Here is a 13,099-nt window from a genome sequence, read left to right on the forward strand (position 1 = left end):
CATTCCTACTGGCTCCGTCATCATAAAACATATTAATATATGAGCATTATATGTAAATTGCTGACAGACGTCAAGTTCTATGCCCTTGACTCAGCGTAATCAGGCACCTCACTTACATTGTCTTCTGTTTCTTCATCACTTTCTTCTTCAAATAGTCCTTCCCAATCATTGGCATCAATTACATCCAGCTGTGCCTCAACCAACATTTTCAATCGTGTGCGGAAAACTTTGGCTTGCTTTTTCAGTTCTTCAATATCCATTTCAATTCGGCGGGATTTCGTTAACGCTTCGTTAACAATACGGTCAGCATTTTTTTCTGCTTCTTTTATTATTAATTTAGACTCTTTTTGAGCATTACCTTTTAACTCTTCTGCTGTTTCCTGTGCAATCAGAATTGAATTGTTTAAAGTGCTTTCAATATTAGTAAAATGACCGAGTTTTTCATTCAATTGCTCAACTTTTTCCTGCAGATCTTTTTTTTCGCGGATTGTCATCTCGTAATCCTTGATTACCTGATCCAGAAATTCATTGACTTCATCTTCGTCGTATCCGCGAAAGCTTCTTGTAAACTCTTTATTATGAATATCCAATGGTGTTAATGCCACACAGGCCACCTCCTTAAGTGGTACAACCGTTTAATAACAAAAATGACTTTGATGACTCCATATTATACATTATTTCGACACAAAAACAAAAAATCCTGCAACTTCATTTGCATCATTTTAAAAGCCCTGCTGTAATACTTAAGTTGTCCTTTTTTGTACGGGCGTTTATTTGAATTATTTTACTGCGGCCTTTTCCCCTTAGTGAAAGCATGTCACCTTCGTCCAAAATCAATTTACGATTATCGGCCACTTTATAATTCACTTTGACAAGCCCTTTTTTGATCAATTCTCCCGCATCTTTTCGCGACAGCCTGTAGATGGCCTTTACCACTGTGTCCAATCGCATGGATGAGACAATATAATTAGATTCAACCCAAGTGGTTTCTTTCTCTACAACGGATGAAAGCTGCTGTTCTTCCAGCTTGATTCTCGCCTGCTTGATGGAAGTTAAATTTGTCAGAACATAAGGAGCGATTTCACTCGCCATGATAATTTGTATCAGACCATCTTCTACGAGAATATCGCCAAGTTTCCCACGTTTAATTCCTTGAGACAGAAACGCTCCCATCACATCTCGATGGCTGAGCGATATAAATTTAGCGTGGTACGAGCCTTGAAGTAAAGCGAGCTGAAAATCGTCTTCGCTGACTTGTTCGTAAAACGGGGCGATAATAACCCGCTTTCGTTCAGCATTTTTGCTGCCACCATGTTTAAATACTTTCAATTCTTCCAGACTAGTCCCGGTCAACATATCCACAATCTGTTGTTCTCTCGGATCAAGAAAATCAGTAATCTTCATTTGGTAGGTTTTTTCAACATTGTCAATCCAGGATAATACTTGATCAATAAATGGATGTTCATCCTGCCTGAAATGCTGGTATATATCCATCAGCTACCACCTCTTAGAACCAGCTGAACAGAACAGGCAAACCGAAGACCCTGGCAAAATAGAGAACAAAAATTGCAACAATTGGTGAAATATCCATCATGCCAATTGGTGGAATTATTTTTCGGAATGGCTCCAGGTAAGGTTCGCATATTTTTGCTAAAAAGACGCCAAATGAAGACTCACGCGCTCCCGGGAACCAGGACATAAATATATAAATAATCAGAGCAAAACTATATAGCTCTAATGCAAGATATAAAAAACTAAGTAACGATTGCATAAATTGCTACCATCCTTTACTGTATTCATCATTCTCTACGAAGGAATCCGTTATGGAACCTGATACTTCAACATTATCAGGCGTACACAGGAATGTTCCGTCGCCAAGTTTCTGGATGTCACCCTTAATCGCATAAACAGTGCCGCTCAGGAAATCAACAATACGTTTAGCCTGCTGATGATCAACGCGCTGAAGATTAATAACCACCGCCCGCTTATTGACGACATTGTCAGCAATTTCCTGTGCTTCACTGTAATTACGCGGCTCATATAAGACGACTTTGGAAGACGGACCCTGCATTGTTGTCAGATTAACGACGTTTCCATTTTTGCCGCTTGCAGCTGATGATGTTTCATACGTATTCATTTCTTCCTGCTCCTCTACATACTCGTAATCATCTTCCAACGTAAAAAATGTTTTAATTTTATTTTTCAAACTCATTCTTACACCCCTCTTTTTTAGGACCCAACAAGGCTGGAGCCGATCCGGACGTGGGTTGCACCTTCTTCAACAGCAAGGTGGTAATCATTGCTCATCCCCATGGACAAATATTGACACGGAGCATGGGGCAATTGCTCGGACTTGATGCTGTCTCTCAGCGAAGCCAACCTTCTGAAGACTTGTCGGAGTTCATTTTCATCCTCAATATGCGGCGCCATTGTCATTAAACCTATGACTCTTATATTGGCAAAGCCTTCCATATCCTTAATAAAAGCTAAGGTTTCTTCCGGCATAATACCATGTTTGGATTCTTCACCGCTTACATTTACTTGAACAAAACAGTCCACCGGGTTTGCAGCACGTTTATTGATTTCTTTGGCAAGCGATTTTCTGTCCAACGAATGAACGGCATCTACTTTTCCAATTACTTCTTTTACTTTTCGGGACTGCAACGTACCAATAAAATGCCATGTTGCATTATCTTGTATGTATTCATGCTTTTGGAGAAAACCGTCAAGACGATTTTCGCCAAGATTTTTAATGCCCGCGTTAATAAGTTCTTTCGTTCGTTCTATTGTAACATATTTTGTGACCCCGATTATGGTAATATCGTCCGGATTTCGATTACTTTTTTCACAGGCTTGTTCAATATTCTGTCTTATATGCCGCAAGTTTGTTGCTACATCCATTATACCATCGTCCTCCCCCAATATAATCATATATTATAACCAATGTAACCGAGCATTCTGCCTGTATTGCCCTGATCACGCCGATGTGAAAAAAACAATGATTCATCGCGGAATGTGCAATAATTTGTTACCTCTATATTATGACTTAAAATACCATGTTGTAAAAGGATTTCCTTATTTAATTGTTTTAAATCAAGCAGAAACCGTTTATCTTCAAGTGAAACAACAGATTGGTTGCGTAATTCTGCCGGTATCTGACTGACAACCCGTTCGTCAACCTCATAATAATCAGAAGATATACAAGGCCCGATTATGACCAATAATTCAGACGGTTTAACTCCTGCTGATTGTAAGGCATCAACCATCTTCTGGCTGATTCTGCTTACAGTTCCTTTCCAGCCGGCATGCGCAATTCCTATCCAGCCGGTTGATGGATCAAAGAAAAATAGGGGCACACAATCCGCAAAAAAAGCCGTACATAATATGCCTCTTCGGTCAGTAATCAGTCCATCAATCTTTTTTATGGATGTCTCGTGTGCAAGTGATCCCTTCCCTTTATCCTCATCACGCACAATATGAATATTAGTCTGATGCGTTTGTTCCCCCGAAACCCATGAATCGAGTGGGATTTGAACAGCCTCAGCAAGCTTTTCTCTGTTGGCAATCACATCTTCAGAAGCATCCTGTACATGTAAGCCGAGGTTCAATGTATCAAACGGAGCCTCACTGACCCCGTCGTTACGTGTCGAAAAGCCAGCTTGCAATTCAGGATTAACCCGTTGCCAACTTTCGATAACTAAGTTAGTTTCTGTTAGCTTTTGAAATGGTTCAGACATACGCTGGCCTCCTTAACTCCATCTTGCTCATGTACCATCTTATCATATTTTGGCGATTATTCGAGTAATTGCTGGTCAGGATATAATGCAGGGATAGTGACCTCTCTGACTAATATAACATCAGACCCTATTACCTCAATATGTCCCCAAGGGATAACAAGTTCATCCGCTTTACCGAACAGGCCCGACTTTTTCTCTTTCATATCGAGCACCAACGCCGTTATTTTCCCAGTTCTGCCATCAATTTCCAAATCGGAAATATGACCAAGTCGCCTGCCGTCATTAATGACGATAACTTCCTTTATCTGTAATTCAGATAATGTAATCACGTTAGTTCACCTGCCTTATATAAATTTATATGCAGCCATATGCCAGAAATATTATCCTTCTTTTCAAGGCCCTCAAATTTGCTGCATGAATAAATCGAGCCAAAAACATTTAATATTATGACCTGAAACCCATAAACTGCGGCGTAAAGTTTCGTTGGATCGTTTGGGGTAACTTTCTAGCGACGCAGCTGGAATATACATGGTGCTCGTCGTGTTGCATGCTCTTCTGTGACGCAGCACTCCTCGCAACTCGCAGCGGATTCGGTGGAAGATTTGCTCGTCGCTTTCCGTGGGCTCACCACGAGCCTCCTCGTGAGCAAAAACCGCTCACTGCGGGGTCTCTTAGGCTCGCTGTCCCACAGGAGTCTCGCATATTCCAGCTGCTTACGTGAGTGTTTAAATAACGTTGCGTTACTCGTTAAACAGACAAAACTACAGTAAGCATTTTTTAGCGCAGGCAATATACGCAGACTCCTATGGGAACAGCACGTGTCCGAAGACACCTTGAAAAGCGGTCTTTGCTTTTCAAGATGGCTGAGGCCGTGCCCATGGAAAGCGAAGTATATTGCCGGAGCGGCTTTTAATGCTTATCGAACTTAAGAAGGAAGAGTTTTCACTGGTTCGCACTTTACATCAACTGCGAAAGGGTTTCTTAATGAGTAGGATGGTATAGTGAACTTTTCTGAATAATAAAAATCGACGCCAAATCAAATTAGATTTGGCGTCGATTCGAGCTTTTGTAATATGTGATTTTTTTGATAACGAAGCAACTATCCCCTCCATTTCATAAAGCTGAACGCTGAATTTTAAATTGATAAGTGCGTTGTCTGTTTACTTCCGATTCTTTCGCTCTGAAAATACCAGCCGTTGTCATTCACCAACTGATTTATTCATTCAAACATTTCCTTATTCATTTGATCAATGGCTGCCTTTTCCAGTCTGGATACTTGTGCTTGCGATATACCAATCTCGTCAGCAACTTCCATCTGTGTTTTCCCTTGAAAAAAGCGTTTGTTGAGAATCATTTTTTCCCGGTCGTTGAGCTGATACATGCCCTCCTTCAGAGAAAGTTTATCTACCCACATTGAATCTTTGTCTTTGTCATCACTTAACTGATCCATAACATAAATGGGGTCTCCTCCATCATTATAAATCGGTTCAAATAATGATACAGGATCTTGAATCGCATCCATCGCAAAGACAATATCTGAGTGCTCGACTCCCATTTCATCAGCTATTTCTGCGGCTGTCGGCTCTTTGGATGTTTTACTGATCAGTTTTTCCCTAACTTGCAAAGCTTTGTATGCCGTGTCACGGAGGGATCTTGAGACCCTGATTGGATTATTATCCCGTAGATACCTTCTTATTTCCCCAATTATCATTGGCACCGCATAAGTGGAGAATTTAACATTATGACCTAAATCAAAATTATCAATTGATTTCATTAATCCAATGCAGCCGACCTGGAATAAATCGTCACCGTATTCACCACGATTATTGAAACGCTGGATCACACTTAGAACAAGACGCAAATTGCCATTTACCAACTTTTCTCTGGCGGTTATATCGCCAGCCTGCATTTGTTTAAATAACTCACGCATTTCGTCATTTTTTAGTACTGGTAATTTTGATGTATCTACTCCACATATTTCAACTTTATGCTTTGTCATGTTCTACCCTCCTGATGGAGATGCTGTTCATGAGCAGTATCTCCCCGTAGGAGGTTTTTTATGCAGAGAGGATTGGGATATTATTATGCAAAATTGGGTTGAAAATATGCTATAGCGGCTTATACCATTTTATTAAATTCTTTTTTAAGGCGGCGTATTATTTTCTTCTCCAGTCGGGAAATATAAGACTGGGAAATGCCTAGCATATCTGCTACATCTTTTTGGGTCTTTTCCTCTTTACCAACAAGGCCGAATCGAAGTTCCATAATTTGTTTTTCCCGTGGGTTCAACTGAGAAAGCGCATTTTTCAATAAATGTTTATCAACATTGGTTTCAATATCCCGCGTTATAATATCTTCGTCAGTTCCGAGTACATCTGAGAGTAATAGCTCGTTTCCATCCCAGTCGATATTTAACGGTTCATCAAATGAAATTTCCGACTTTAGTTTATTATTCCTTCTCAAATACATTAATATTTCATTCTCAATACATCGTGAAGCGTATGTCGCAAGTTTGATTTTCTTTTCAGGATTAAAGGTGTTAACCGCTTTAATAAGACCAATTGTTCCAATGCTGATGAGATCTTCAATATTAATGCCAGTATTTTCAAATTTTCGTGCAATGTATACAACCAAGCGCAAATTTCGTTCGATTAATACGGCTCTTGCCGATTTATCACCTTCTGAAAGCAATTCAAGCAACCGTTTTTCTTCATCTTTCGAAAGCGGTGGTGGAAGCGCTTCACTGCCGCCTATGTAATAAATTTCATCCGTTTTCAGACCGAGCTTGAAGAGCAGCTTATACCACCACAAACGCAAACGAAGTCTAACAAATTTCACATCAACTCGCCCCTTTTATAAATAGTTTTTCAATGTGCTTCAATTATGCCGAAACCTTAGTTGCCATTTTTATAATTTTAGGATGAAGCAAACAGTGATAAGATTGATCTTTCGTTAGCACCGCAAACTGGATACCGATCAATACTTTACGCGTCATAATTTCTTCAGTGTTGTAAACGATGGAGACATTATCCGGTTTGATAGCCATCATAAACGTACGATTGCCTTCCACTCCTTGAAAAGGAACAATCTGTATTCTTTTTTCCCAGCCGGCCGGCAGCTTTTCAAAATCCAGATGCGTGTGAGCCTGCTTCAACATATCCCATTCGTCGTCTGTAAACCATTGTTTTAGAAAATATTCATCACATATAATAACGGGTTTGTTTGAGATAGGATCTGTGAGCTGATTGCCGCTGTCAATATATGCAGTAGTCGTTTTGCTTACCTGCTCAATTTGAATCGTCACTTGGCACAATTGATCATAACGAATTTTTTCGGTGGCGTGCTTGTCCATCCGCATTTTCGTAAAGTACCAGACAACCGGAAAACCAATCACGACGAATAGCCAGCTTACCGGATCACCATAACCGCTGCTAACTGTCAAAATGCCATTTGCAGTTATACTGAACGGACTTTGAAATAGAAAATGTATTGCAATCAATCCACCCCCTATAGTGAAAGTTACAAAATAGAATAAGAGCAGTAACTTAATCATCTGATAGAGTGAACGGATATGAAAACTGCAAACAATAATGATGATCGAAAACATCAGTTTACCTATCAAACTCGCAATAAACGAATCGGGATAATAAATGGTCAGCGGAACCGCCAATGAAGCAATAAAAGCTCCAACTACAATTCTGAGCTTTCTTGTGCTGTCCTTTGCTAAAGTCTGTGTCAGCATAAGAAGCATCAAATCCAGGAAAAAATTTAAAAGCCAGACAGCATCAAGATAAATCGTCACACTTATTTCTTCCTCCTTTAAAAATCCCTTACAGGAAGTATAGTGCTAACAAAGAGCAAAGTCTGTCACATCATGAAAAATGAAGGGGGCTAATTTTAACGACTTATCAGCTTGTTTGTCACATTGTAAATGATTTCTTCCGGAGGGCCGGCAGGATGTAATCACACAACAAAAAGGGCAACCAGATTTAAAAATCTGGTTGCCCTTTTTCAACATTAGCTTGCTGCCGCTGTTTTAACGATTCCGATTCCGATTACGCAAGAAGGTAGGAATGTCAAGTTCGTCTTCCTGCTGATTTGGGCGACTTTGCTTGTTCATGCTCTGTTCTTGTTCCCGAGGTGCTTCATCAGAAGGTCTTGCAGCTGCCTGCTGATTATGATTAATAGCCGGGCGCTGACGCGGCTGAGTTTCTTCTTTTTTACTTTCATCAAAACCAGTGGCTATAACGGTCACAATGATTTCATCTTTCAAGTTTTCATTAATAACAGATCCGAAAATCACATTCACTTCGTTATCGGCAGCTGATGTCACTAAGTCAGCAGCTTCTTGAACTTCATAGAGACTCAAGTTACTGCCGCCGGTTATATTCATCAAAATACCGTGAGCGCCGTCAATTGATGTTTCGAGAAGTGGTGACGAAATAGCTTTTTTAGCTGCTTCAGTTGCGCGATTTTCTCCAGTCGCAATACCGATTCCCATCAATGCTGAACCTTTATCAAACATAATTGTCTTCACATCAGCAAAGTCAACGTTAATTAAGCCTGGTTTTGCAATAAGGTCGGAGATACCCTGGACACCTTGACGCAATACATTATCGGCTTCGCGGAACGCCTCAAGCATTGGGGTATTTTTATCAACAATTTCAAGAAGACGATCATTCGGAATGACGATTAACGTATCGACACTCGATTTTAGAGAGTCAATACCTGACACAGCTTGTGTTGATCTTCGTTTTCCTTCAAATGTAAACGGTCGTGTAACCACACCCACTGTGAGCGCACCAAGCTCTTTACCTATTTGCGCAATAACAGAAGCTGCACCTGTTCCCGTGCCGCCGCCCATCCCGGCAGTTACGAATATCATATCAGCACCTTGAAGCGCCTCTTCCAATTGTTCCTTATTTTCTTCAGCGGCTTTTCTTCCGACTTCAGGGTTTGCTCCGGCGCCTAACCCGCGTGTTAACTTTCCGCCTATTTGTAATTTGGTTTCTGCCTTTGCCAAATTTAATGCCTGTGCATCGGTGTTGACAGCAATGAATTCAACACCTTCCACACCATGTTCAATCATGCGGTTGACTGCATTGCTGCCACCACCGCCGACACCAATTACTTTTATCGTCGCAAGCTGGTCCATATTTGTTTCAAACTCTAACATACATCCGTTCCTCCTAATATGCTGAATTACAACGCTTTAGATTTTAATTATGCCAATCATTGGGAATACCCGGGTCCCCCCGGCATTAAACCAATTTTAATCAAAGAAATATTTAAATAAATTTGCAATCTTTGATTCCTTTTTCTCTGCTTTAGCCGGGGCGTCAGAGTTCTCCGGATTTTTCGGTCGTTTTGACTTCATCTCACTGCTGTTGCCGGCAACAGACGGTAATAGTTCTTTTCCTTGTATTTTCGCATTACGATAAGCAAATTGCAAGATGCCAACACCCGCAGTAAACTGGGGTTCTCTTACACCTATGTAATCAGGAATAGCAATACGAACATTCGACTGGAACAAATCTTGGGCAAGCTCCATCGCCCCTGGCATTTTCATTGTACCACCTGTCAGCACATATCCCCCAGGTAATTGCTGGTAACCCATTCGTCTGATTTCGCGTTCAGCATATGCATATATTTCTTCCATTCTGGCTTCTATCATATCAGAAATCTGCAGCTGATTATACGTTTCACTTTGATTGCTGCCTATAACAGATACTTGGAATGTTTCATCTTCCCGCGCGTCATCATAAAATGCATGGCCATAATTCAATTTAATATCTTCGGATTCCTCTGTTGATGTCCTTAGACCGATGGATAAATCTTTTGTAATGTTGTCCCCGCCTAATGGAATTACACTTGTACCCGCCAGATGATCATTTTCAAACACAGAAACAGTTGTGGAGCCGCCGCCCACATCAATTAAAGTGACGCCCAAGTTCTTTTCGTCTTTGGATAAAGCAACTGTCCCTGCCGCAAGTGGCTGCAAACAAATATCGGAAATTTGCAATCCTGCACGTTCAACACATTTAAGCAAGTTATGCAGTACCGTTTTGGAACATGTGATAATTGTTCCTTCCATTTCAAGTCTTACGCCAATCATTCCCCGCGGGTCAGTTATTTCGTCCAGCCCATCCACGATAAATTGTTTTGGAATAACGTCAATAATTTCACTTTCAGGTGGAATTGACACGACTTGTGCCCCGTCAATCACCCGTTTAATATCCTCATCACCGATTTCACGGTTATCACTCTGGACGGCAACAACACCGTGACAAGGCTGTAATTGTACGTGTTTGCCGTTGACCCCGACTACTACACTGTCAATTTGCATACCAACCATTCGCTCAGCCTGTTCTACTGCACTTCTGATTGACTGAACAGTTTGATCAATGTCAATAATTGCTCCTTTTTTCATACCATTTGATTCAGCAGTGCCAACGCCTATAATGTTGAGGGAATCGTTTAACACTTCTCCAATTATTACTTTAATCTTTGATGTTCCTATATCAAGACTTACTAGTATTTCGCTGTTGTTCAAAGAAAGGCACCTCCCGGCTCAGAAGCATCTGATAGTTTGCCTTTGATCAATCAGATGGTTTGTCAATTTAGTTTTCAAGATTTCTAGATATTGTTTTCGTCTATAATCATTAATTTTAAAGCAATTTGCCATAAAAGAAAATATATATAGGTTAATTCTACAATAAAAGAGGAAAATCCTTTAATTTAATCTATTTTAATAGTGGAAATTTTTCCTTACTGCGCTGATTCATTACTGGATTCCTGATTATCCGTATCCGCGTTAAATTCCTCAAAGTAAACACCCGCACCAATATGTATTACTCCCTTGCTTTCAGGGTCAAGCTGCGAAACAATTGAAGGATAAACACGCATCTTATCAGCGAAATTTCTGATAGTCCCATCTACCATGTAACCATCATTCATATAGAGTAATATTTTATGCTCATTTTTTTCACTTGGCTGCCAGTGTATCTCTGAGATCAGCTGCAAAACACTTTCCGGCAGCTTTTTCAGCTCCTCAGACATTTGATTTAAATAGCTTGTCTCTGAAAATCCCATGAGAAGCGGTGCGTTGCCATCAACAGTACGCTGTTTTACATTTTCAAGCACCTTGCCATCTCCTAAAACAGGGGAATAGCGGTCATCTCGTTTGATATAACCAACATGACTGAATTCACTGACGTTAATATCAATTGTCCAGGGTAAATTCCGGTTGACTTCTGCTTTTTGAATGACCGGGTTTTCACTAATTGCCTGGCTAACCTCTGACTCACTTACCGACCAGATATTTGTTTTTTTTCCAATCGTGCTCGCTTCAATTATCACATCATCCTCAACAAAGGAATTTCCTGAAACTTCAATCGTCCTAACATAGCTTAATGGTGATTGAAGGTAGACAATGATGGAAATTAAAAAGAAAAAAATAGAAAGATAAAAAATCAGGCGACGGTTTGCCTTCTTTTTCCGCTCCTGTTTTAACTTTGGTATCCGATCTTCAATTGAAACGACATTTTTTTTCCCCATTTCTATTTCTTCCTTTGTCTTATCAATATAATTGCAAACAATAAAGTGAAACTTCATTCAGCGGGATGCTTTTCCCGCTGGATGTTAGTTGAACAGAATCGGACATTTAGGGACAGTTATCCGCCGTTCTTCGGCGGATTACTGTCCATTACATGCGGGATAAAACGGCATTATCCCATGCCGCTATCAATAGGTAGTTGAATTATATCATATATTTAAATGTTATACGTAGTAAACATCTAACAATTTGATTAAAAATATTACATAAAGTGAAACTTCATTCAGCGGGATGGTTTTCCCCGCTGAATGTTAGTTGATCAGAATCGGGCATTTAGGGACAGTTACTCGCCGTTTTCCGGCGAGTTACTGACCATTATATGCGGGGTAAAGTGAAACTTCAATCAGTGGGGTGCTCTTCCCCACTGATTGTTAGTTGAACAGAATCGGGCATTTAGGGACAGTTACTCGCCGTTTTCCGGCGAGTTACTGACCATTATATGCGGGGTAAAGTGAAACTTCAATTAAAGGCGGAATTCACTTTTCCGCCTTTAACCTACAATCTTGAGAATCTACTGATATTCAGTAAAATACCGGCAGAGCAAAGTGTTAATGTTAATGAGGAACCGCCATAGCTCAAAAATGGAAGCGTAATTCCTGTTACGGGAATCAAACCGATAACCACACTAATATTAATCATCACCTGTATCGAAAGCATTGACACGATACCAAGCGCCAGAAATTTTCCGTACACGTCTGGTGCTTCCAGCGCCACTTTTATCCCGCGCCAGAACAGCAGTGCAAATAAACTAATTACAAACGTACCGCCTAGAAAACCAAGTTCTTCAGCAACAATCGAGAATATAAAATCGTTTTGCGGTTCCGGCAAATAAAAATATTTTTGAATACTATCGCCAAGCCCTAAACCCATCAGACCTCCAGGACCGACCGCATAGAGTGACTGGATAATCTGAAAACCATCTCCCAATGGATCTTCCCACGGATTAATAAAGGCCGTTATCCGGCTTATCCGATATGGTGCCGACACGATTAAAAACAGAAAGCCGATGAGTCCAATGACGGCAAGCCCTAAAAAGTGACTCAGCCTGGCCCCTGCAGTAAAAATCATCACCATACATGTCGCGGCAAGAACTACCCCAGTTCCAAGGTCAGGCTGCAGCATAATCAGCCCGAATGCAGCAAAAACTAGAACGAGTGACGGGAGAAAGCCGTTTTTAAATGAAGTGATATATTTTTGATTGACTGAAAGATAGACTGATAAGTAAATAATTAAACCCAATTTCATAAATTCAGATGGCTGGATACTAAATGCACCGATTCCTATCCAGCTTTGAGCCCCGCCGCGTTCCATACCAATACCTGGAATAAGCACAATAAGCAGCAGCAAGAAACAGGCAAGTAAAAGCAGTTTGCTGTATTTTTTCCATGTGTTATAGGGGAGGACAGTAAAAAAGAGCATCCCTATTAAACCGACACCACAAAATAACAACTGACGCTTAAGATAAAAAAATTGATCTCCGTATTTATATTCAGCCCACACATACGACGAACTGTAAACCATCACTGCACCAACCACCAGTAATGATAGAATCACTGCGGCCAGTACTAAATCCGGTATATTTTTGGATTTAAATAAACGTTGCAACAAAAAACACCCCACATCCAGTTTGTTTTGGAATAGGGGCTTTTTTGCTTTTATATCGCTTATCACCATTGAGTTTGTCCGAATCCAGGTTCACTAATTTTCAGCCAGTAACTTATTCTGCCGGTCAATTCAGTACCCTGTG

14 protein-coding genes and 1 other annotated feature (1 of these 15 only partly in view) are annotated in these 13,099 nt (G+C 40.5%); all 14 genes read right to left on the minus strand.

Annotated features, from left to right (window positions below):
* Positions 1 to 30, minus strand: a binding site (T-box leader); it reaches 197 nt to the left of the window's first position.
* Positions 31 to 77: 47 nt separating this feature from the next.
* The 14 genes from BMZ22_RS07295 to spoVE all read right to left on the minus strand — a co-directional run bounded on the left by BMZ22_RS07295 (position 78) and on the right by spoVE (position 12,957).
* Complete coding sequence (locus BMZ22_RS07295; protein WP_090083688.1) at positions 78 to 605, minus strand: DivIVA domain-containing protein; 528 nt, start codon at positions 603 to 605, stop codon at positions 78 to 80.
* Positions 606 to 717: 112 nt separating this feature from the next.
* On the minus strand, positions 718 to 1,494 hold the full coding sequence (locus BMZ22_RS07300) for a YlmH family RNA-binding protein (protein WP_090083690.1): 777 nt from the start codon (positions 1,492 to 1,494) through the stop codon (positions 718 to 720).
* Positions 1,495 to 1,507: 13 nt separating this feature from the next.
* On the minus strand, positions 1,508 to 1,771 hold the full coding sequence (locus tag BMZ22_RS07305; protein WP_090083693.1) for a YggT family protein: 264 nt from the start codon (positions 1,769 to 1,771) through the stop codon (positions 1,508 to 1,510).
* A 6-nt stretch (positions 1,772 to 1,777) separates the two neighbouring features.
* Entirely contained in the window at positions 1,778 to 2,212 is a 435-nt protein-coding gene (locus tag BMZ22_RS07310) for a cell division protein SepF (protein WP_090083694.1), read from the minus strand.
* Between the two features lie 17 nt (positions 2,213 to 2,229).
* Entirely contained in the window at positions 2,230 to 2,901 is a 672-nt protein-coding gene (locus BMZ22_RS07315) for a YggS family pyridoxal phosphate-dependent enzyme (RefSeq protein WP_177183371.1), read from the minus strand.
* Positions 2,902 to 2,927: 26 nt separating this feature from the next.
* A complete protein-coding gene (pgeF, locus tag BMZ22_RS07320; protein ID WP_090083696.1) occupies positions 2,928 to 3,737 on the minus strand; it encodes a peptidoglycan editing factor PgeF in 810 nt (269 codons plus the stop codon).
* A 56-nt stretch (positions 3,738 to 3,793) separates the two neighbouring features.
* Entirely contained in the window at positions 3,794 to 4,066 is a 273-nt protein-coding gene (locus BMZ22_RS07325) for a YlmC/YmxH family sporulation protein (RefSeq protein ID WP_090083699.1), read from the minus strand.
* Positions 4,067 to 4,956: 890 nt separating this feature from the next.
* Positions 4,957 to 5,736: an RNA polymerase sporulation sigma factor SigG gene (sigG, locus tag BMZ22_RS07330; protein WP_090083701.1), complete on the minus strand. Its 780-nt coding sequence runs from the start codon at positions 5,734 to 5,736 to the stop codon at positions 4,957 to 4,959.
* 119 nt (positions 5,737 to 5,855) lie between these two features.
* Complete coding sequence (gene sigE / locus BMZ22_RS07335; protein WP_090083702.1) at positions 5,856 to 6,575, minus strand: RNA polymerase sporulation sigma factor SigE; 720 nt, start codon at positions 6,573 to 6,575, stop codon at positions 5,856 to 5,858.
* A gap of 43 nt (positions 6,576 to 6,618) precedes the next feature.
* Positions 6,619 to 7,539: a sigma-E processing peptidase SpoIIGA gene (gene spoIIGA, locus BMZ22_RS07340; protein WP_090083704.1), complete on the minus strand. Its 921-nt coding sequence runs from the start codon at positions 7,537 to 7,539 to the stop codon at positions 6,619 to 6,621.
* A gap of 234 nt (positions 7,540 to 7,773) precedes the next feature.
* Positions 7,774 to 8,913, minus strand: coding sequence for a cell division protein FtsZ (gene ftsZ, locus BMZ22_RS07345; RefSeq protein WP_090083707.1), 1,140 nt, complete (start codon positions 8,911 to 8,913; stop codon positions 7,774 to 7,776).
* A gap of 96 nt (positions 8,914 to 9,009) precedes the next feature.
* On the minus strand, positions 9,010 to 10,290 hold the full coding sequence (gene ftsA / locus BMZ22_RS07350) for a cell division protein FtsA (protein ID WP_090083709.1): 1,281 nt from the start codon (positions 10,288 to 10,290) through the stop codon (positions 9,010 to 9,012).
* Between the two features lie 215 nt (positions 10,291 to 10,505).
* Entirely contained in the window at positions 10,506 to 11,351 is an 846-nt protein-coding gene (locus BMZ22_RS07355) for a cell division protein FtsQ/DivIB (RefSeq protein ID WP_245745254.1), read from the minus strand.
* 496 nt (positions 11,352 to 11,847) lie between these two features.
* Complete coding sequence (gene spoVE / locus BMZ22_RS07360) at positions 11,848 to 12,957, minus strand: stage V sporulation protein E (RefSeq protein WP_425434271.1); 1,110 nt, start codon at positions 12,955 to 12,957, stop codon at positions 11,848 to 11,850.
* Between the last annotated feature and the right edge of the window lie 142 nt (positions 12,958 to 13,099).

The organism is Lentibacillus persicus, assembly GCF_900112705.1.
Classification (GTDB): Bacteria; Bacillota; Bacilli; order Bacillales; family Amphibacillaceae; genus Lentibacillus; species Lentibacillus persicus.

Excerpts from the sequence above, each read along its gene's own strand:
- BMZ22_RS07300 (WP_090083690.1), bottom strand. The coding sequence starts at position 1,494 with ATGGATATATACCAGCATTTCAGGCAGGATGAACATCCATTTATTGAT.
- BMZ22_RS07305 (WP_090083693.1), bottom strand. The coding sequence starts at position 1,771 with ATGCAATCGTTACTTAGTTTTTTATATCTTGCATTAGAGCTATATAGT.
- BMZ22_RS07310 (WP_090083694.1), bottom strand. The coding sequence starts at position 2,212 with ATGAGTTTGAAAAATAAAATTAAAACATTTTTTACGTTGGAAGATGAT.
- BMZ22_RS07315 (WP_177183371.1), bottom strand. The coding sequence starts at position 2,901 with ATGGATGTAGCAACAAACTTGCGGCATATAAGACAGAATATTGAACAA.
- pgeF (WP_090083696.1), bottom strand. The coding sequence starts at position 3,737 with ATGTCTGAACCATTTCAAAAGCTAACAGAAACTAACTTAGTTATCGAA.
- sigG (WP_090083701.1), bottom strand. The coding sequence starts at position 5,736 with ATGACAAAGCATAAAGTTGAAATATGTGGAGTAGATACATCAAAATTA.
- ftsZ (WP_090083707.1), bottom strand. The coding sequence starts at position 8,913 with ATGTTAGAGTTTGAAACAAATATGGACCAGCTTGCGACGATAAAAGTA.
- BMZ22_RS07355 (WP_245745254.1), bottom strand. The coding sequence starts at position 11,351 with ATGAAGTTTCACTTTATTGTTTGCAATTATATTGATAAGACAAAGGAA.